The following is a 20,642-nucleotide window of genomic DNA, read 5'->3' as shown; positions in this document are numbered from 1 at the left end:
CAATCCGGGTCTACGCTCTGGCGTGGCGTGACCTGGCCACGGAGTGCCAAGGCAATAGCATCAGCCTGATCCCACTAGCGGCCCGCCGACAACCAATCAGAAGGATAAGGACTTTATGGACGTTTACATGGGCACTGTTCTGACGTTTGCCTTCAACTACGCGCCCAGCGGCTGGGCCTTGTGCAACGGTCAGATCATCGGAATCAACCAGAACCAGGCGCTGTTTGCATTGCTGGGCACCACCTACGGCGGCAACGGCACCGTCAACTTCGGCCTGCCCAACCTGCAGAGCCGCATGCCGATCTGCCAAGGCAATGGCGGGGGCCTGACGCCGAGAGTCATGGGAGAAATCTCCGGCGCCGAGCAAGTCACTGCCACCCTCAACAACCTGCCGAATCACACCCACACCCTCGCCGGCCTTACCGCCACCACCACCGTGCAACTGGCCAACCCGGCCAGCAATCCGGCGGGCGCGCCGACGGCAACCAACGCCTACATTGGTGCTTCGGGCACCGGGCCGGGTCTGGCAAATATCTTTTCCGATGCTCAGGGCGCGTCACCCGTTCCGCTCAAAGGCGCCGCGACCACCATCAGCGGCACGATCTCGCCAACTGGCAACGGCTTGCCGCTGCCCATCATGAACCCATATCTGGTGCTCAACTTCAGCATCGCGCTGAACGGCATTTTCCCTTCGCGTAACTGATCGACCACCGGGGGATCACATCCCCCGGTTCCCCACTTTGCCGGAGCGAGACCATGCTGCAATCGGTTAAAAGCCAACATTTCCAGGCCCTTCTCGGGCGGATCGGCACCCTGTATCTGCCCGATGGCAGTGCATTGCAAATCCATATCGGCGAACTCGCAGAGAAACCGCTGGCGCAAATGCGTTACAGCGAGCGCATGCCATTCAGCGTCGAATTGAGCAGCCTGGAAGCGACTGAATTCGTCGATGGTTTATGTGCACTGGAGTTGCCTGAACTGGGGCGAGTGGACGGCATCTTCGTGTCGCGCGTACCACCGATGGGGCGGCCGCCAGAGCTGGCTTACTTCCACATCACCTTTAACTGACCCGAACCCAAGGAGCAGCCTTCGCCAGCTCCTGCACGGAGATTACCGGGGATACCAGACCAGTCGCTCCGCCGCCGGATTGCTTTCTTCAACCGCAAACCCGAGCGCGAGGTAATGCCGTCGCGCATGGGGATTGCTGGTCCAGACCACCGTCGCCACCGGGCAGCGAATCTGTTGCGCGGCTTTCTGTACACCTTGCAGCACGGCGCGACCAAAGCCCTGGCCACGCGCCTTTGGGATGAACGCCAGGTACAACACGCGAATCTCGTTAGCGCCGAAATCAGTACTCAATGCTCCGATCGCCGTGCCGAGCTTTTCCACCACGTAGTGCATGGCGTTGGGGTAGTTGTCGCCCATGCCCAGCTCCTGCACCTGAAACTGCTGGGCGACCACTTGCTGCACCTGTTCCTGCTCACCGTCGATCCATTGCAGGTCCGGCCGCGCGGTCTGATACAGGCTTTGCAAAAACGGCCCATCGGTTGCCCGCGAAGGCCGCACCACCAATCCTTCTGCCGCCACTGCTGCGCTGTCCGCCATCATGCTCTCCGTTAGAAACCGCTTTCCCTGACCCCCAGCGCCGCCATTCGGCGCCATGCCACACCGAGCAACGATTCGCCGCTGCCTTGCAAGATCACGACACCGCGCAACGGTTGCGGCGGTGTTGACGCATCGTCCAGCACGCTGAGCCGCGCGCCGTATTGCGCCTGCACCGGTTCGGCCCGCTGCTGTTGATCGCGGCGCACGGCAATCGGCCCCTGATGATCGGAGGTCAGCGCCTCCTGATCGACGTAGGCCACGCCGTTGGTATCGATTTCATTCAGTTGCACGGCGAGCGCCGGGTGCATCGGGTCATCGGCGATAAAGCGGCCACTGGCCCCGGGCTTGACTCGCCACAATTCGGCTTCCGCCAGATAGCCGCGCAGGCGCGCGCCGTCTTCGACGACCCGGGCCAGTGCATCCTTGCTCGACAACCAGCGCCCGACCGTCATGTTCGGCAGCAGATCACGCACGCTGCCGGCCTGCGGTGCGCGCAGCAGCAGGCGTTCGCGCTGCGCCGTCAGCCCGCGGTATTCGGCGACTGCTTCGGCCAGCCTTTGCTCGACAATGCCGGCATCGGCGGCGGTTTCGCTACGACTGGCCTGACGGCGCATCAATAGCTGCTGAATCTGGATTTCCCGGCGCACGATCGCCAGCCGCGACTCGAGATCCGGTGACTCCAGTTCAATCAGCACATCGCCCTGAGCGACTTTCTGCCCATCCGTCACGTTCACTGCTTTGACCCGCGCCGCCGTCGGCGCATGCAGGGCACTGGCGCGCCCGGCCTCGAGCATCGTCGGCAACTCCACCGAACTGCGCCACGGCACGATCAGCACCAACAACAACCCGAGCAGCGCCAGCGCGCTGAGCAGCACGCGCGGGCCGTGCGCCTGTTCGCGGCGGCTCCACCACTGGCGCCACTCACGCATGATCGGCAGAAAGATGAACCACACCAGTTCCACCAGCATCAGGAAGATCCCCAACACCTTGAAGAACAGGTGATAAACCGCCAGCGCGATCCCGAAAAACAACGCCGCACGCCACAACCATGAGCCATACCCCCAGATCAGCAAACGCCGTTGCATCTTCGGCGACCACGGCTCCGGCGCCGGGGCGCCATAGCCAAACAAAAACTCACGCAGGCGCCAGCGACAGAGGGCAAATGCGCGGCCCTGCAAATTGTCGACTTCCCAGAAATCACTGATCAGAAAATAACCATCAAAGCGCATGAAGGGATTGAGGTTGACCACCAGCGTGGTGATCCACGTGGCGCTGGCGAGCATGAACGCCGCCGTGCGTCCCGGCCCATCCGGCAGCAACGACCACGCCAGCAACGCGATACATGCCAACAGCAATTCCGCGAGCACACCACCGGCACCGATCAGTAATCGCGCACGGCGATCATTGACCCGCCAGGCATCGCTGACATCGGTATAGAACATCGGCAGCAAAACCATGAACGCCACGCCCATGCTCTGCACCCGACAGCCCGCGCGCTTGGCCATGAACGCATGGCCGAATTCGTGACAGAGCTTGGCGAAGAACAACGCCACGCCAAACGCCAATGCGCCGCCGAGGCTGAACAGGTGCGGAAACGTCCCGATAAAACGCTGCCAGTCGCGCGAGACCAGAAACACCCCCAACGCTAGCGTCGCCGGTAATCCGTAGCGCAACAGGCGCGGGCCGAAGCGCGCAAGCCACGGCCAGGCGCGATTGAGAAACGCGTCCGGGCGCCACAACGGAATGCGGAAAAACAGGTATTGATGCAGGAGGATTTGCCACAGGCTTTGCTTCTGCGCCAAGGCCTTGAGGCGGTAGCTGGCGCGCTGTTGATCGTCAAGCGCACTGATCAAATCGTGTCCGCGCAGGAACTCCAGCAACTGCTCAAGCTCCGTGCCGGCCAGCGGTAAACCCGGCTCGCGATTGGCCGCGCACAAGACTTGCTCGGCGTCGCCCAACGACCAATGGCGCAGCAGGCGCATCGCCGCCGCGCCGAGCTTGAAGTAACGGCCGCGCACTGGATCGGCGAGGGTCCAGCGCGGCGAACCGTCCAAGGCCGGCGCCGCGGGCGACAGTTGCAGGTCGGCACGCAGGCTCGGCAGATTCATCTACAGACCCACACTCTGGCGCAAACCGGCCAGTGGCCGGCGCAACAAGTACAGCGCCAGCGGCGCGCGGTCGCCGAAGATCTTCGCCGTGCCGCGCAGGCCGATGCGTGGCGGTGCCTCGGTAAAATTGGCGTCGAGCCGATAGGCCAGTTGACCGCCCGCCGTCGGCTGCGCCTCGTATGCCGAGCGTTCCAGTGAGGCGAGATGGCGCTTCAGCGGATCGCTGTCGAGAAACAACGCCACTTCGGCACCAGGCTCCAACGAGATCGCATCGCCCACCGCCAGTTCGATGCGCAGTTCAGCCTGGCTCGGATCGGCAATGTCCATGAGGCGTTCGCCGGTCTGCACCGGTTTGCCGGTCAAGCGTTCGGCGTCGGCGAACACCGCAATTCCGTCGCGCTCGGCGCGGACTTCGCTGCGCTTGAGCAACTCGCGGGCGTAGTCGCGTTCGGCGCGTTTCTGTTCGGCGCGGGCGGCGAGCAAATCGACCTTGGCGCTGGATTCCGCGTCGGCAAACGAGCGCTGCGAATTGGATTTCAATTCAGCTTCGGCCACACCCAACGCACGCTCAGCAACATCGGCCTGCGCCTTGAGCGTGGTGCTTTCGAAACGCACCAGCACATCGCCGGTTTTCACCGTTTGATTGGGTTTGACCAGAAACTCGGCGATCACTCCGTCCAGCGGCGCCGCCACCACGCGGCCCCCCAGCGGTACCACTTCGGCCGGGGCCAGCACCGATTGACGCACCGGAAGCAACAGCCCGAGCAACAGCACCGCCAGCAACGCCACCTGACGCTTACGGGTCCAGCGCAGCCGCCACGGTTTGCGCGGTTGCAGCGCCAGCCAGGCGTGGCTGTAGGTGTCACCGAGGTGCGACAGCAAGACTTGTTCGGAAGGATTCCACGGCACATCGCGCGCCAGCCACAAGCCGCCGAACACCTGCGCGTCGCGATCAACCAGCGGTAACCAGAACACCTGCGCAGCGGACAGACTGCGCCAGTCGGCCTGGATCGATTCGCTGAGCAATTCCGGCGCAATCACCCGCGCTTGCTTCAGCACATCCTGCTTGAACAACTGCGCCACGGCCTGCTCGACGAACGCCACGAACGGCGCATTCGGCTCGACCGCACTGACGCCCGTCACGGCTTGTACCTTGCCGGCGATCAATAACGCGGCATGACGAAAGCCAAACAACGACTGGCCGTCATTGACCAGGCTGTAGGCCAGTTGCGCGGCATCGCGGGCAGCGCGAGTCTGCCGTTCAAGGTCGAGAAAGCGCGCGAACACTTGTTCAGCGGCGCCGCTCACCGGCGCGTTCACTTCAGCTCCGGGAAACGCGCGGTGCCGCTCATGCCGGCGAGTAAACCTTTGGCTTCGGGAAGTGTTGCGACGAGCAACAGGGTCTGACTGCCCTCATCGATTCGCGCGCCGAGGCGTTTGACCGTGGCGTCGATCGGCTGGCCGGTTTCATCGGGAACGAAGCTGAAGGTCTGGCCGGGCTTGAGTCTGGCCATCCAGCGCGACGGCACCAGCAAATGAATTTCGAGGGTGCGGTTATCCACTACATCGAGCAGCGGTGCGCCGGCCGGCACGCTTTCATAGCGCTGCACCTTGCGCTCGACCACTTGCCCGTCGAACGGCGCGACCACGCTGCAGCGCTTGACCTGCACTTGATACACCTGGGACTGCGCCTGGGTTTCGCTGACCTTGGCCTCGGCCCGCGCCACTTCGAAACGCCCGACAGAATTGAGTGCCGCCAACTGTTTGTTGTGCGCCAGCTCTTCACCGGCACCCCGGCTGGCCGCTTGTGCGGCATTGAGCTGTGCCTGATAAGCAGAGCAATCGAACTTCGCCAGCGTATCGCCCTTCTTGAACGACTCGCCCTCGCTGAAGGGCAACTCGACAATCCGCCCGGAAAGCTCACTGGCCAGCGTCGCCTGATCACGCGCCCGCAACACCCCGCGCGCCTCACTGCTCACGGTGGCCGCCGCCGTCCCCGGATTATCCAGCAGCGGATCGTCTGGCCCGGGCGTTTGCGCCTGAACTGCACACGTAACCAAGGTCAATCCGATAACCCAACCACGAAAACGCTGCATAACCGCTACTCCCTGACGGATGTGCGGAGTCTACGACAGCGGGGGTTAGCGTCAAGCGAAAGGCCATCACTCTTCGGAAATGTAATGTTTCAAAAGAGAAGGCCGCCCCATGATTGTTTAAGGGATGTCGGCAAACTCCGGCTTCCTACACGAGTTGGAGATGCTACTGATTACGCATTGCGAAAAAGGTGATAGACAGGCTACCTATGCAAGTAAACCCGGGCCGAATCTACCCCTCTCTGCAATAACTTCTAATACAGACGGCCTTAAATGGCTTGACCCCGGTTGGCATTGGTAACCAAAACTGGCAAGCCGGTGCTGGAGATAAACCAGCGCAGTGAGCCCGCAATTATTTGGTGGTTGACCTGCATGACGCGCTCAATCTAGGATTGCCTTACTCAACCCCGTACGTAGCGATTCAGTTCGCTGGCAGTTGGGGTGAAGAAACCGGCTTAGGCCGGTTTTTTCGTTTCTGAGGAATAATTTGTGCGTACTGCTTTCTTTGTTGATGGCTACAACTTGTTCTATGGGCTGCTCGCGGGCACCCCCTATAAATGGCTCAATCTCGAAGGTTTGCTGATTCATGTCGCACACATCGAAAACCCGCAGAACGCCGTTGTCTCGATTGACTATTTCACCTCATCAATAAAACCAGAACTCGCGACGCTGGGCCGAATTTCAAAAGAGGCCCAAGACACTTACATAAGGGCACTGCGCACGACCAATGTCAGAGTGCATTTTGGTCGGCACCATCTTGAGCAGGCTAAAGCGCCTCGATTCATCGACAAAAACACCAAGGCCTCACGCCAGGACAAGGTCGACATCTGGAAGCTTGAAGAAAAGGAAACCGACGTTCATATCGCGATCAGCATGTATCGCACTGCCTGCCAGCAGGCAATGTTCGCAACACAAGATCGCGTCGAACAACTCGTACTGGTTTCGAGTGACACTGATATCACCCCCGCATTGAGAGCAATACGCGCGGACTTCCCTCACCTAACCATCGGCGTCATTCTTCCTCACAGGGCAGGTTTGAATCGACCCACCCCGGGCTCTCTGAAAGATCACTCGCACTGGCTGCGGCGCGTGATCACAGAGGAAGAATTGCTCCTTAATCAGTTTCCAGGCCGAGTAGCCACGCACAAAAAACCAGCGTTCAAACCGGATTATTGGTAGGTACTTCTGCCGGATACACCGACTCCCATCCCCCGCCCAATGCCTTGTACAACCCGACCATCGCCAGCGAAACACCGGTCGAACTCTCCACCCACTGTTCCTGCGTCGCCAGCAACGCGCCTTGCACAGTAAGGACGTTGACGAAGTCGACCACGCCTTCGACGTACTGCTGTTGCGCGGTGCGCAGGGCGATCTGGTTCTGCCGTACGGCTTCGGCGAGGCTGTCGCGGCGGCGCTGGCTGGCGTTGTAAGCAGTCAGTTGATCGTCGATTTCGTGCCATGCGCGCAGTACGGTTTGCTGGTAGGCGATCGCCGCTTCCTGTTGTTGCGCTTCGCGCAGTTGCAGCATGCCGCGCAGGCGTCCGCCATCGAACAGCGGCAGACTGAATTGCGGGCCGATGCCGAAGGCGCGTGAACCCCACGAGCCAAAGTCGCTGAGTTGCATGGCTTGCGAGCCGAGGTTGCCCGAAAGGGTGATGCGCGGATAGAAGTCGCCTTTGGCCACACCGATATTGGCGGTAGCAGCATGCAGGCGCGCTTCGGCCTGACGGATGTCCGGGCGGCGTTCGGCAAGTTGTGACGGCAGACCGATGGCGACTTGCAGCGGCGACTGCGGCACGGCGGCGTCGGAGGATAAGTCTTTGGCCAAGGCTTGCGGTGGTTCGCCCATCAACAGGCTGATCGCGTTGATCAACTGTGATTGGCGTTGCTCCAGTGCCGGCAAGCGCGACTCGATGGCGGCGACTTGCGCGGCGGCTTCAGCGACATCGAGGTCAGTTGCCACGCCATCGGCCAGGCGCAGTTGCGAGAGTTTCAGGCTGTGCCGGGCGACGTCGAGGTTTTGCTCGGTGACGGCGCGGGTGTTCTGCACGCCGCGAAGTTGAATGTAGTTTTGCGCCGTGTCGGCAAGCACGGCGAGCAGCACACCGCGCCGGTCGTTTTCGGCGACTTCGAGATTGGCGTCGGCGGCTTCGGTTTCGCGGCGCACGCGGCCCCAGAAATCCAGTTCCCATGAGGCGGAGAACCCGGCGTCCCACAGGTTGAAAGCGGAATCGCCGTTGTATCCGGACGGATCGTTCAGGCCCTTGCCGCTGTTACGTTCACGCGCATAGCTGCCGGTAGCGGCGGTGTTCGGATAGCGGTCAGCGCTGATAACTTGGCGGGCGGCGCGGCTTTGTTGCAGGCGGCTGCTGGCCAGTTGCAGGTCGAGGTTGCTCTGCACCGCGCGCTGAGTAAGCGCGGAGAGTTGCGCGTCGTGGAAGACCTCCCACCAGCGCTCGTTCAGGGGTTCGCTGACGGCTTGGCTGGGGGCTGACTTGGCGGGTTTGGCCCAGTCGGCGATTTGTGTGGCTTCGGGCTTCTGGAAGTCTGGGCCTACGGTGCAGGCGGTGAGACTCATTGTGAGCAAGGCACTCAAGGTGAGTGGCTGCCACAGCCCCCATCGCTGGCAAGCCAGCTCCCACAGGGATTGTGCAGATTGACCGAATTGTTTTGTTCTAAAGGTGGACCCTGTGGGAGCTGGCTTGCCAGCGATGAGGCCAGTCGATTCAACACGGCTCATCGCTGAGTCACCTCACGCACCGATGTCGCCGAGCTTTTGGTGTCAATGCTCGCCTCCACCGACATCCCCACGCGCAACCGTTCGGCCAACGGCTGACCCGGCTCCAGCATGATTTTCACTGGAATCCGTTGCACCACTTTGGTGAAGTTGCCGGTGGCGTTGTCCGGTTTGACTGCTGCGAAGGTCACGCCAGTCGCCGGGGCGATACTCTCGACACGACCGGTCAGCGCTTCACCACCCAGGCTGTCGACGCGTACTTGCACCTCTTGCCCTGGCTGCACGTCGGTCAGTTGCGTCTCCTGGAAATTCGCCACGACATACGCCTGCTGCAAAGGCACCACCGCCAGCAGCTTGCTGCCCGGCGTCACATAGGCGCCGACGCGCACGGCCCGTTCGCCGATCATGCCGTCCTGCGGTGCAGTGATACGCGTGTAAGAGAGTTCAAAACTGGCGATTTCCAGCGCCGCTTGTGCGTGCTTCAAACTGCCTTCGGCGGCATCCCGCTGAGCCGTGAGAATATCGACCTGCTTGCGCTCTGCCGCCAGTTTCGCCGTGGCGGTGTCGAGATGAGCCGTGGCCTGATCGATGCGAGTGCGCGCCTGTTGCGCGTTTTGCACGGTGCCGGCGCCGACGCCCGCCAAGTGGTTGTAGCGGTTCAATTCCTGCTGGGCAAAGGCCATTTCAGCCTTGGCAGACACCACCGAGGCTTGCGCCTGGGCGATCACCGAAGTCTGGCGCTCCAGCGTCGCTTTGGCATTCTGCAACTGCGCCCGCGCGACCAGGGTTTGCGCGTCCGCTGCCTCAGCTGAAGCGCGCAAGTCGCGATCATCGATCAGCGCCAGCAACTGGCCCGCCTTCACTTGCTGGTTGTCCTCCACCAAGACTTCCTTGATAAACCCGGCCACGCGCGGCACGACGAGCGTGTAGTCGGCAGAGACAAAGGCGTCGTTGGTGTTTTGCTGGGTGCGTTTACCAAACACACCGGGGAATGCCAGGTATACCAGCACGCCGACAGCCAGCGCGGCCGCTACAGCCACTGCGAGTTTTTGCTTTGCTTGAGTCGTCATAAAAACCTTCTGTTTCAGTGAAGCAATCAGGTCGGCGCGCGCGGCGGAAAGATCCGCGTCGGCAGCCAGAAAATCAGCAGGATCAACGCCACTGCGACGCCGGCCATGCACACATAGAGATCGGAAGAAGTCAGCACCACGGCTTGTTCGTGCAGGCGATGGGCGAGGCCCGGATCGCTGCGGTCGGCCAGCGGCGAATTGCCCAGGCTGTCGACCAACATGGTCGAGTGGAAATGCAGACGCGCGGTGGTCAGCGCTTCGATCACCCCGGTAGCGACCACGGCCGCCAAGCCTTTTACCGTGTTGAACCACGCGGAGGCGAACGGCCCGTCCTGCGGCTGGATGCTGCCGGTGGACAACATCAACAGCGGCAACACCGACATCGGCTGACCGAAGATCTGCAGCCATTGCAGGACGTAGAAATTGTCGCGAATCCATTCTGAAGTCAGCAGCGATCCGCCCAGGCAGGACAGCGTCAACATGCTCAAACCCATGCCAAGCACCCAGCGGCAATCGACCCAGCGCAGGTTGCACAACGCAGCCACCAACGGCAGCGCAATCAGTTGCGGCAATGCGGCGATCAGCATGATCGGTGCGGTCTGCGCCGGGCGATAACCCTGCACCTGCGCCAGATAACTCGACGGAATCAACACCACCGCCTGCAGAACTATCAGCACACCGGCCAGGGTCATCAAGGCGAACGACAGGTTGCGGATACCGAGCATCTGCAATTTGAAAAACGGGGTCGGCTGCGACCACTCGTTGATCAGGAACGCCACCAGCAGCAGCGAGCCGGCGCCGAGCAATCCACAGATCAGGCTCGACTCGAACCAGTCCAGCCGATTGCCCTGCAGCAAACCGATCACCAACATGCAGATCGCCGGAAATCCCAGCAGCAGGCCTTTCCAGTTGAACGATTTGAGGCGCTCCAGGCGCAGCGGGTCCTGCGGAATACCCCACGCGACCATCGCCATGGCGATCAGACAAGGCACGATGATTTGCCAGAACGTCCACTGCCAGCCGACGTATTCGGTCCATAAACCGGCCAGCGGCGTGCCCAGGCCGGGGCCGAATGTCGCCGTCAGTGCGTAGCCGGCCAAGCCATAGAGTTTGATATTGGCGGGCAGAAAACGCAGGGCGACGGTCATCAGCATCGGCGGCAATGCGCCACCGGCCAGACCTTGCAGGATGCGCATCAGCAGCAGACTTTCGTAGTTCGGCGCGAACGGACAGAGCACGCCGAGCAAGGTGAACAAAGCGATCGCGCAGAGCGTGAACCGCCGCAACGAGAAGGTCACCGAACACCACGGCGCGAAGGCCATGGCCGCGACCGAGGTGGCGGTGTAGCTGGCGACCAGCCAGGTGCCTTCGTCGTAACCGATGTGCAACCCGCCACGGATGTCGGCCAGGGCCACCTTGGTGACCATCTCGTTGAGGCCCGACACCAGCACCGCCAGCAGCACGCCGACCAGGCCGATGATGATCCGCGCCCCGAACACCGGTGGCGCGGCCGCCGTCGCCGGGCTGGCCGCAGCGATGGGCACCGCCGCCGTCAGGGATGACATGAATACACACTCCGGAGGGAAAAGTACCGGAGCATCTTAGTCGGGCTTGGCAATGACGAAAATTGACTTATTGGCAGCTTATAAGTGCGCCAGACGCAATCATTAACCTCTGTAGGAGTGAGCCTGCTCGCGATAGCGTTGGGTCAGCCAATGTATGTGTTGACTGACACACCGCTATCGCGAGCAGGCTCACTCCTACAAGGGTTTTGTGTGGGTTCGCAGATTAAGGCTGGGCAGCCAGCCACGTTTCATCACAACAAGCCTTGAGGGTTTCGCGCAGCCAGCGGTGCGCCGGATCTTTGTCGAAACGCGGGTGCCAGGCTTGGGTCAGCATCAAGGTCGGCAATGGGATCGGCAGGTCGAACGAGCGCAGTTTCAAACCGAGCCGGCGCACGCTGAGCAGCGCTTCTTTGGGCACCGGCAGGATCAGGTCGGAATCCGGCAAGGCAAACATCGCCGCATGAAAACTCGGCGCGATCACCGCCACGCGCCGCTCCAGACCCAGCGCATTCAGCGCCGTATCAATCGGGCCGCGCGCGATGCCGCGGCGCGACATGCTGATATGGGAAAACCCGGCATAGCGCTCGGCGGTGATTTCACCGTCGAGCAATGGATGGTCTTCGCGCACCAGTCCCACGAAGTGCGTCGAAAACAGATTCTGCACTTTGACTTCAGGGGTGACGGGGCGGGTGTTGCTGACGCTCAGATCGATGCGGCCCTCGCGCAGAGCCTCATCGTCGCCATCGCCTTCCGGGACGAAACGCAATTCGCAGTGCGGCGCCAGTTGATCGAGGGTGTCGAACAGCTTGCCGCCGTAGACACCGATGAAGAAGTCATTGGCGCGGATGCTGAAGCGCCGGCGCAGCGTGCCCAGCTCCACGCTGTCGGCGGAGCGGAACAGCAGCGCGGCCTGCTCGACCACATCGCGAACTTGCTCGCGTAATTCCAGGGCTTTGGGGGTTGGCACCAGGCCTCGACCGGCGCGCACCAGAATCGGATCACCGATGGCCTCGCGGATCCGCGTCAGGGTGCGACTCATGGCTGCCGGACTGAGATTCATCCGCCGCGCCGCGCCGACCACACTGCCCTCGTCGAGCAAGGCGTCGAGGGCGACCAGAAGATTCATGTCCGGAAGTTGCATGCTGAGCACTCTTGGCCGATCAGGATTGATCTGGGCGCAATGCTAGCAAACATCCTTTAGGTATGGAGGCGCCGGACAGGACGCCATCGCTGGCAAGCCAGCTCCCACAGTGGTTGAGGCGTTCACAACATCTGAAAACACCAAAAAACCTGTGGGAGCTGGCTTGCCAGCGATGGGGCCAGCCGTCACGCCAGAAATTACCGCTGCATCCCCCACCGCTTAACAGTCACCCGCTCCAGCGTATCGAACACCAGATTCTCCACCAGCAACCCGATCAGAATCACCACCGCCAACCCGGCAAACACCTTGTCGGTATACAGCTCATTGCGATTCTGAAAGATGTACCAACCCAGCCCACCCTTGCCGCTGGTCGCGCCAAACACTAGTTCCGCCGCGATCAACGTGCGCCAGGCAAACGCCCAGCCGATCTTCAGCCCGGCCAGAATCGACGGCAGCGCCGCCGGGATCAGGATGAACAGCACCAGCCGCAAGCCCTTCAAACCGTAATTGCGCCCGGCCATGCGCAGCGTTTCAGAAACTCCGAGAAACCCCGCGTAAGTGTTTAGTGCCAAAGCCCACAACACCGAATGCACCAGCACAAAAATCAGGCTGTTCTGCCCTAGGCCAAACCACAGCAGCGCCAGCGGCAACAGGGCAATCGCCGGCAACGGGTTGAACATCGAGGTCATCGTGCTCAGCAGATCGCGCCCCAACTGCGTCGACACCGCCAGCGTGGTCAGGGCAAACGCCAGAACGATGCCGATCAGGTAGCCCTTGATCAGGACCACCAGCGATATCCACACCTTGGCCAGCAGCTCACCACTGAGCAGCCCCTCGAACAGCGCGTGGCTGGTCTGCAAGAAACTCGGCAGCATCAGGTCATTGTTCTGGATCCGTGCGACCACTTCCCACAGCACCGCCAGCACAATCAGGATCAGGCCTTTACGCAACCAGCCCTGTTGCCACAGCCGCGTGCCGAGCGACAACTCCCGCTCGACCGGCACTTCAGTCAGCGGCTCCAGAACAACTTCAAACTCTTCACGCACGGATGATGAATGGCTCATCGGGTAGTCCTCCTGGCCGCTCAATAGGCAATGCGAATGTCGTTGAAGTCGTGATCACGCTCGGTTTCCGGCGACTGGCCTTCGTCGAACAGCAGTCGATGAATGCGCCGCGCCGACTCCTGAAACGCCACGCCACCCAAGCTGTGCAAGTCGTATTGATGGCTGTGCACTTCGGCGCGCACTCGGCCGGGATGCGGCGACAGCAGCAGGATACGATTGCCGACCACCAACGCCTCTTCAATCGAGTGGGTGACGAACAGCAGAGTGAAGCGCACCTCTTCCCAGAGCAGCAGCAGTTCTTCCTGCATCTTGCGCCGGGTCAGCGCATCAAGTGCGGCGAATGGCTCGTCCATCAGCAGGATTTTCGGCTGCATCGCCAACGCCCGGGCAATCGCTACGCGCGCTTTCATGCCACCAGACAAAGTGTGCGGATAGGCATCGGCAAACGCCGCCAAGCCGACCTTTTCCAGATAGTGCAGCGCGCGTTCTTCAGCTTCTTTTTTCTTCAGCGTGCGTGAGGCGAGCAGCGGAAACATCACGTTCTGTTTTACGGTTTTCCACGGCGGCAGCTGATCGAATTCCTGAAACACCACAATCCGGTCCGGACCCGGCGCATCGACGCGCTGACCTTGCAGACGGATCTCGCCTTCGCACGGTTGAATGAACCCGGCGACCGCTTTGAGCAAGGTGGATTTGCCGCAACCGGACGGCCCGAGCAACACGTAGCGATCGGCCGGATCGATTTCGAAACTGACCTGGTGAGTGGCGCGCACCACGCGTTGCGGGGTGCGGTATTCGAGGCTGACATGATCGACCGCCAGCAGCGCTTCGCTGCGAGCGATCGGGTTGCTGGCCGCGTGGCCTTGCAAGGGAGCGTTCATGATTTGATCAATCTCCGGCGAATCAGAAAGGCGCGTCGCCCTGAATGGTCGTGCGATACAGCTTGCGGCGCAGGTGCGCGGGGCAGCCGGCGGCGAGATGGATCAGCGAACGGTTGTCCCAGAACACCAAGTCGTGTGGCTGCCACTGATGGCGGTAGATGTTTTGCGGCAGCACGCTGTGGGCGTAAAGCTCGGTCAGCAACTGCTGGCTCTCGTCATCCGGCAGGCCGACGATGCGCGTGGTGAAACCTTCGCTGACGAACAACGCCTTGCGGCCGTTTTCCGGGTGCGTGCGCACCACCGGGTGCACCACTTCCGCGACTTGAGCCAGTTGCTCCGGGGTCAGGGTCGGGCGCCAGTTGCCTTCGAATTTGGTTTCGCTATAGCGGGCGGTGTAGGAATGCGCGGCACTGCGGCCTTCGACCGCTTTGCGCAACGCTTCGGGCAAGCTGTCCCAGGCTTTGTGCATGTCGGCGAACAGCGTGTCGCCGCCCTCCTCTGGCAACTCCTGTGCATGGAGCATCGAGCCGAGACTTGGCAACTCTTTATAGGAGAGATCGGAGTGCCAGAACTTGCCAGCATCGCCGAGGCCGATGTTCTGGCCGTTTTCGATGATGTTGGAAACAATGAGGATTTCCGGGTGATTGGCCAGCAGGAACTGCTTGAGCACGTGGATCTGCAACACGCCGAAGCGGCGGCTGAAGTCGATCTGTTGCTGTGGGGTGATTTGCTGGTCGCGGAACACCACGACGTGGTGATCCAGGTGCGCGCGATGAATGCGTGCGAAGTCCTGATCATTGATCGGCCGGGTGAGGTCAAGGCCGATGATTTCGGCGCCGACGGCACCGCTGAACGGGCGGATTTCAAAGGATTGCGGCGCGGCGGTCGCGGCGCTTGGGGAAGCAGTAGCTGCGGACATCTTTCCATCTCCCACGCACGGCGCGCTCACGGGCGCGCTCGTCGATCAGACACTCACGCTGGATTGCGTGTTGGTTCAGGTCGTGCGGCGCGCCGATTGGTCGGCAGGTACGCAGGGGGATGACTTTATAGCTATAAGAATTGGAAATTAAATACCGTTAATGAATAACGATATGGCGATTGGTGAGGAATGGACTGGATGGTGAGTGACGGTTTTTGTCACTTACTGACAGGCATGTGGTGTTTTGGCTGCCGCCATCGCTGGCAAGCCAGCTCCCACAGGGTTCTCGGCTGGAACATCAATATGTGTCCGACACAGAAACCTGTGGGAGCTGGCTTGCCAGCGATGAGGCCGGCAAGGCCACTAGAGAATCAACGCTCGTGCAACGCCTCAGCCCGCGCGCGAATAATCGGCTTGAGCAGATAACTCAACACCGACTTCTTGCCGGTAATGATATCCACCGACGCCACCATCCCCGGGATGATCAGCAACGGTTTTTCATCCGTACCCAAGTGGCTGCGCTCAGTGCGCACCTTGATGATGTAGTAGGTGGTTTTCTTGTCTTCGTCGGTGATGGTGTCGGCACCGATCTGCTCAAGCTTGGCTTTGAGCCCGCCGTAAATGGTGTAGTCGTACGCGGTGAATTTGACGATCGCTTCCTGCCCCGGGTGCAGGAACGCGATGTCCTGCGGACGGATCTTCGCTTCGACGAGCAAGGTGTCGTCCAGCGGTACGATTTCGACCATGTCGCTGCCCGGCTGAATAACGCCGCCGATGGTGTTGACCAGCAACTTGTTGACGATGCCGCGCACCGGCGATGTCACCAGCGTGCGGCTGACGCGGTCTTCCAGCGCCTTGCCGGTAGCGCTGGCCTTGTTCAGGTCGGTGCGCGCCTCGTTGAGTTGGGTCAGCGCTTCGCTGCGGAATTTACCGCGCGTCTCGTCGATCTTGCGCTGCACTTCCTTGATCGCCGATTCAGCGCGCGGAATCGCCAGCGTCGTTGCATCCAGCTGACCACGGGTTTCCACCTCGGCACGCTTCAGACGCAAGACCTCTACCGGGGACACCGCGCCCTGCGCCACCAGCGGCTCGGACATATTGATTTCCTGCCGCTGCAAGCCGAGCTGCTGCCGATACTGCGCTTGCTTGGAGGCGAATTCGCGCAGCTCTTGCTGACGCTGAATCAACTGCTCCTGCAAACCACCAATTTCGTCATGCAATTGCTGACGGCGGCTGATGTACAGCGATTCCTCACTTTTCGCCTGGCCCGGCACGGCCTTGAGCACGTCCTCGGGGAAATTCAGCGGACGGTCATCCACTTCGGCGCTCAGGCGCTCGACCCGCAGCAACATCGACAGGCGATCGGCTTCGGTTTCGCCGACGTTGGAGGCAAATCGCGTGTCATCGAGACGAATCAGCGGCGCACCCGCCTCGACGATCTGGCCTTCCTTGACGAACAGTTCAGAGATGATCCCGCCCTCAAGGTTCTGGATTTTCTGGATCTTCGACGACGGAATCGCCTTGCCGTCGCCCTTGGTCACTTCGTCGATCACGGCGAAGTTGGCCCACAGCAGCAGGAAGATGAAGAAGCCGATGATCGCCCAGATGGTCAGGCGCACGACGCGCGGGGCGTCCTCGATCAGCGCCTTGTTGACCTCTGGCAGCGGCTGCCCCTGCAACGATGCCGAGCCTTTGAAGTAGCGACGGATCGAATCCTTGAAACCCGACTTAAGCAACACTGATCTGCCCCTTCTTCAACGCTTCCATCACGGCGGCTTTCGGGCCATCGGCGAGAATCTGTCCACGGTCAACCACCAGCAGGCGATCGACCAGCGACAGCAGCGACGCCCGGTGCGTCACCAGCACCACAGTCTTGTTTTCAATCACGGCGGCGAGGCGTTGCTTGAGGCGTTCTTCACCGGTGTTGTCCATGGCGCTGGTCGGCTCATCCATCAGCAGGATCGGCGGATTGAGCAACAAGGCCCGGGCCAGCGCAACGTTCTGCCGTTGACCGCCGGAGAGGTTCTGCCCGCGCTCGCCAACTTGCAGCTCATAGCCTTGCGGGTGCAGGCGGGCGAATTCGTGGACGCCGGCCAGTTCGGCCGCCTGCAGGACCAGCTCGTCTTCGACATAACGCGCGCCGGAGACGAGGTTGTCACGCAGGGTGCCGGCCAGCAGTTGGATGTCTTGCGGCACGTAGCCAATGTTGTAGCGCAGTTCGCTGACGTCGATCTGGCGGATATCCACACCGTCGACCAGCAACGCGCCATCGTCCGGCTGATACAGGCCGACCAACAGTTTGGCGAGGGAGCTTTTGCCCGAGCCGCTGCGTCCGATGATGCCGATTTTCTCGCCCGGACGGATCACTAGGTTGATGTTCTTCAGCGCCGGGTTCTGTTGTTCCGGGTAGGTAAAGCTGAGCTGGCGGCACTCGATCGCGCCTTGCAGCACCTTGCGGCTCAGCGGGCGCTCTTCGAAATTGCGCTCTTGCGGCAGCTCCATCATCTGGTCGACCGAGGTCATGGTTACCCGCGCCTGCTGATAACGGGTCAGCAGACCCGACAGCGACGCCAGCGGACTCAGTGCGCGGCCGCTAAGCATGTAGCAGGCAATCAGACCGCCCATGCTCAGGTTGCCGGCGATGATCTGGTACACGCCGAAGACAATCATGATCACCCCGGCCAGTTGCTGGATCAGCAGGGTGATGTTCATCGCCAGGCCGGAAAGCATTTTCACCCGCAGCTCGAGACGGCTGAGGGTGCCGATGGTCTGTTCCCACTGGTACTGGCGTTCGCTCTCGGCGTTGTTGACCTTGACCGCGTCGAGGCCGGCGAGTGTTTCGATCAGGCTCGACTGGCGCTCGGCACCGAGGGCCATGGTGCGCTCCATGGTCGCCACCAGCGGTTTCTGCAACGCGTAGCCGATCAGCAAGGCAATCGGGAAAGCCAACACCGGAATCCACACCAAGTGCCCGCCGAGAATGGCGATAACGATAAAGATGAGGATGGTGAACGGCAGGTCGATCAGGCTGGTCAGGGTCAGCGAGGCAAGGAAGTCGCGCAGGCTCTGAAACTCGTGGATGTTCTGCGCAAAGCTGCCGACCCGCGCCGGGCGGTATTTCATCGACATGCCGACGATGCGTTCGAACAGCGTCGCGGAGATGATCAGGTCGGTTTTCTTCCCGGCCAGATCCAGGCACAAACTGCGCAGGCTCTTGAGGATCAGGTCAAAGAGGTAGGCGCCGGTAATCCCGAGGGCCAGCACCCACAGGGTCGCTTCGGCCTGGTTCGGCACCACGCGGTCGTAGACGTTCATCACGAACAGCGGCGCGGCCATGGCGATGATGTTGATCAGGAAACTCGCGGCGATCGCATCGGCATACAGCCAGCGCGAACGCTTGAGGGTGTCGCGGAACCACGAGCGTGCGCGCGGAATCAGCGTGCCGTGGTTGACGTCGAATTTGTGTTGCGGCTGAGCGAAGAAGACCTTGCCGGTATAATCGTCGGCGAGCAGTTCGCGACTGACGATGGACTCGCCGCCGTCGGTTTCGCTGAGCAGCACCCGCGCTTCGTTGTCACCCTGCCAGCCGAGCAGGACGGCGCTGCGGCCATCCTTGAGCAGCAACAGTGCCGGCATGGCGATCGCCGGAATTTCTTCCAGTTTGCGCTGCAGCACTCGACCTTGCAGGCCGGCGCGAGCCGCCGCGCGGGGCAGCAACTCGACACTGAGGCGTTGTTTGGGCAGCGGCAGGCCGGTGGTCAGCATCGCCGCGCTGGCGGGTTTCTGGTGGAGCATGCAAAGGGCGAGCAGGCCGTCCAGTAACGGATCGTCGTGCAACGCGCGTGGATCATGACTGAGTTGAACTCGACTGACTTCTGATTCCACGCTCGACACTCTTTGACAGTTGAAAAGGGATAACTCAATTCATCCCAGGCAGCTGGACCTTGGGCTTCACGTCGTTTTGCACAACGGATGCCAACGGTGCGACCACTCCCTGGCTTCTGAGCAACTCGCCCATGGTCGCCTTGATTCGGTACTGAGTAAATAACTGAATGTTTTTGATTTCAGCCAGACGCCGCGAAGCGGTGAACAACTCGTTTTCGCTGTCGAGCAAATCGAGCAGGGTCCGTTCGCCGAGGCTGAACTGACGCTGGTAAGCGGTGCGCACCGAGGTGCTGTGGTCGACGTATTGCTGAGCGATCGGCACCTGCGCGTTGGCGTTGTTCAAGGCGTTCCAGGCCAGACCCAGCTCTTCGTTCAACTGACGCAAAGCGTTGTTGCGGATGTCCAGCGCCTGGTTCGACAGGTACGACTTGGATTCCAGATCGGCCTTGTTGCTGCCGCCCGAATAGAGGTTGAAACGCATGCGCAGCATGGCTTGCCATTCGTTGTTGTGACCGTTCTGGCCGTCGAGGTCGTTGTCGGCGGTGCGCCCCAGTTCGGCGTCGAAACGTGGGTAGAAGGTCGACTTGGCTGTTTCGTATTGTTTCTCGGCGGCGGCGATGTCGGATTCGGCCGAACGCAGGATCGGGCTGTTTTCCAGCATCTGCTGCCGCGCTTCGTTGAGGTTGGCCGGCATCATTGCCATGAACGGCGCCGGCCGCTCGAGTTGATCGGGCATCTGGCCGACGGCGCTGAGGAAATTGGTTTCCGAGTCGGCCAGATTGGTCTGCTCGGTGATCAGGTTGTTGCGGGCCTGGGCCATCCGCGCTTCGGCCTGATCGAGGTCGGCACCGCTGCCGACGCCGCGCTGGGTGCGCAACTGGATCTGATCGTAGATGCGCTGGTGGCTCTTGAGGTTTTCTTCGGCCAGACGCACGAACTCACGACGGGTCAGCACGTCCAGATAAACCTGGGCGACGGTCAGCGCGGTGCGCTCGGAAGTACCAAGCAACGAGTACGCACGGGAGTTAACGGTGGCTTGTTGACGCCCGACTTCGCTGGACGTCGCAAAACCGTCGAAGACCATTTGCGAGAGACGTAAACTTGACTCGCTGCGGTTCAGGGTTTCCCAGTGGTTGCCGCCGCCATTGGCGCGGGTGGTGACGCTGTCGGTGCCTTCACGGCCATAACCGCCGAGCAGATCGACCTTCGGCAGGTATCCCCCTTTCGCCGCTCTTAATTGATAATCCGCAGCCAAACGACTGTTGACCCCTGCCTGGATTTCCGGATGGACATCCAGTGCCTGCTGCATGGCTTCTGGTAAGGATTGTGCTTGTACAAAAGAGGCGGCGAGGGCGAAGGGTACGGCGAAAAGCAGGGGCGAACGCATGATAGGAATTTCCCAGAACTTCTTGTCTTGAATCACAGCAAAACGTGGCGCTGCGTCGGATGATGGCAACCAGATTGACCGTATGTCGGAAAGTTCAAAACAGGAACTGGATCACACGCTAAAGGACAGGTCGCCGCGGAAATATCAATGTGACATTAGTGGGGCGATTGTTTAGGATGGCACCCAG

Annotated in this window: 17 protein-coding genes; 3 read left to right on the top strand and 14 right to left on the bottom strand. The window is 61.1% G+C overall.

Annotated elements, in window-relative coordinates:
* Nucleotides 1-115 precede the first annotated feature (115 nt).
* Nucleotides 116-703 carry a phage tail protein gene (locus J0G10_RS01790; RefSeq protein ID WP_038367359.1) on the top strand — a complete coding sequence of 196 codons (588 nt, stop codon included), beginning with the start codon at nucleotides 116-118 and terminating at the stop codon, nucleotides 701-703.
* A gap of 53 nt (nucleotides 704-756) precedes the next feature.
* Nucleotides 757-1,068 carry a DUF6916 family protein gene (locus J0G10_RS01785; RefSeq protein ID WP_064117422.1) on the top strand — a complete coding sequence of 104 codons (312 nt, stop codon included), beginning with the start codon at nucleotides 757-759 and terminating at the stop codon, nucleotides 1,066-1,068.
* A 42-nt stretch (nucleotides 1,069-1,110) separates the two neighbouring features.
* Here J0G10_RS01785 and J0G10_RS01780 read toward each other — a convergent pair whose 3' ends face one another.
* The 4 genes from J0G10_RS01780 to J0G10_RS01765 are packed head-to-tail and all read right to left on the bottom strand — an operon-like array spanning nucleotide 1,111 to nucleotide 5,809.
* Nucleotides 1,111-1,605, bottom strand: a complete 495-nt coding sequence (locus J0G10_RS01780; RefSeq protein ID WP_220557264.1) for a GNAT family N-acetyltransferase — start codon at nucleotides 1,603-1,605, stop codon at nucleotides 1,111-1,113.
* A gap of 11 nt (nucleotides 1,606-1,616) precedes the next feature.
* Nucleotides 1,617-3,713, bottom strand: a complete 2,097-nt coding sequence (locus J0G10_RS01775; protein ID WP_220557263.1) for a biotin/lipoyl-binding protein — start codon at nucleotides 3,711-3,713, stop codon at nucleotides 1,617-1,619.
* Nucleotides 3,714-5,033 carry an efflux RND transporter periplasmic adaptor subunit gene (locus tag J0G10_RS01770; protein WP_220557262.1) on the bottom strand — a complete coding sequence of 440 codons (1,320 nt, stop codon included), beginning with the start codon at nucleotides 5,031-5,033 and terminating at the stop codon, nucleotides 3,714-3,716.
* On the bottom strand, nucleotides 5,030-5,809 hold the full coding sequence (locus J0G10_RS01765) for an efflux RND transporter periplasmic adaptor subunit (protein WP_220557261.1): 780 nt from the start codon (nucleotides 5,807-5,809) through the stop codon (nucleotides 5,030-5,032). The genes J0G10_RS01770 and J0G10_RS01765 overlap by 4 nt, the downstream gene beginning before the upstream one ends.
* A gap of 486 nt (nucleotides 5,810-6,295) precedes the next feature.
* Here J0G10_RS01765 and J0G10_RS01760 point away from each other — a divergent pair, with 486 nt between their 5' ends.
* Entirely contained in the window at nucleotides 6,296-6,985 is a 690-nt protein-coding gene (locus J0G10_RS01760) for an NYN domain-containing protein (RefSeq protein ID WP_038367380.1), read from the top strand.
* On the opposite strand, the gene J0G10_RS01755 is transcribed toward J0G10_RS01760, so the two are convergent.
* The 10 genes from J0G10_RS01755 to J0G10_RS01710 all read right to left on the bottom strand — a co-directional run bounded on the left by J0G10_RS01755 (nucleotide 6,966) and on the right by J0G10_RS01710 (nucleotide 20,455).
* On the bottom strand, nucleotides 6,966-8,546 hold the full coding sequence (locus tag J0G10_RS01755; protein WP_245398012.1) for an efflux transporter outer membrane subunit: 1,581 nt from the start codon (nucleotides 8,544-8,546) through the stop codon (nucleotides 6,966-6,968). The genes J0G10_RS01760 and J0G10_RS01755 overlap by 20 nt on opposite strands.
* Complete coding sequence (locus J0G10_RS01750) at nucleotides 8,543-9,613, bottom strand: HlyD family secretion protein (protein WP_220557260.1); 1,071 nt, start codon at nucleotides 9,611-9,613, stop codon at nucleotides 8,543-8,545. The genes J0G10_RS01755 and J0G10_RS01750 overlap by 4 nt, the downstream gene beginning before the upstream one ends.
* 26 nt (nucleotides 9,614-9,639) lie before the next feature.
* On the bottom strand, nucleotides 9,640-11,178 hold the full coding sequence (locus J0G10_RS01745) for an MFS transporter (protein ID WP_220557259.1): 1,539 nt from the start codon (nucleotides 11,176-11,178) through the stop codon (nucleotides 9,640-9,642).
* 223 nt (nucleotides 11,179-11,401) lie between these two features.
* On the bottom strand, nucleotides 11,402-12,319 hold the full coding sequence (locus tag J0G10_RS01740) for a LysR family transcriptional regulator (RefSeq protein WP_016985559.1): 918 nt from the start codon (nucleotides 12,317-12,319) through the stop codon (nucleotides 11,402-11,404).
* A 197-nt stretch (nucleotides 12,320-12,516) separates the two neighbouring features.
* Nucleotides 12,517-13,383, bottom strand: a complete 867-nt coding sequence (locus tag J0G10_RS01735; protein WP_016985558.1) for an ABC transporter permease — start codon at nucleotides 13,381-13,383, stop codon at nucleotides 12,517-12,519.
* A 20-nt stretch (nucleotides 13,384-13,403) separates the two neighbouring features.
* Nucleotides 13,404-14,264: an ABC transporter ATP-binding protein gene (locus J0G10_RS01730; protein ID WP_116029366.1), complete on the bottom strand. Its 861-nt coding sequence runs from the start codon at nucleotides 14,262-14,264 to the stop codon at nucleotides 13,404-13,406.
* A 22-nt stretch (nucleotides 14,265-14,286) separates the two neighbouring features.
* On the bottom strand, nucleotides 14,287-15,183 hold the full coding sequence (locus J0G10_RS01725) for a TauD/TfdA dioxygenase family protein (protein ID WP_095047028.1): 897 nt from the start codon (nucleotides 15,181-15,183) through the stop codon (nucleotides 14,287-14,289).
* Between the two features lie 371 nt (nucleotides 15,184-15,554).
* On the bottom strand, nucleotides 15,555-16,922 hold the full coding sequence (locus J0G10_RS01720) for an HlyD family type I secretion periplasmic adaptor subunit (protein ID WP_007918311.1): 1,368 nt from the start codon (nucleotides 16,920-16,922) through the stop codon (nucleotides 15,555-15,557).
* On the bottom strand, nucleotides 16,912-19,068 hold the full coding sequence (locus tag J0G10_RS01715) for a type I secretion system permease/ATPase (RefSeq protein WP_095047027.1): 2,157 nt from the start codon (nucleotides 19,066-19,068) through the stop codon (nucleotides 16,912-16,914). Before J0G10_RS01715 ends, J0G10_RS01720 begins: the two co-directional genes overlap by 11 nt.
* A gap of 34 nt (nucleotides 19,069-19,102) precedes the next feature.
* Nucleotides 19,103-20,455: a TolC family outer membrane protein gene (locus J0G10_RS01710; RefSeq protein WP_095047026.1), complete on the bottom strand. Its 1,353-nt coding sequence runs from the start codon at nucleotides 20,453-20,455 to the stop codon at nucleotides 19,103-19,105.
* Nucleotides 20,456-20,642 lie beyond the last annotated feature (187 nt).

The organism is Pseudomonas germanica (genome assembly GCF_019614655.1).
Lineage (GTDB): Bacteria > Pseudomonadota > Gammaproteobacteria > Pseudomonadales > Pseudomonadaceae > Aquipseudomonas > Aquipseudomonas neuropathica.
This window is presented reverse-complemented; position numbering and strand designations above follow the sequence as displayed.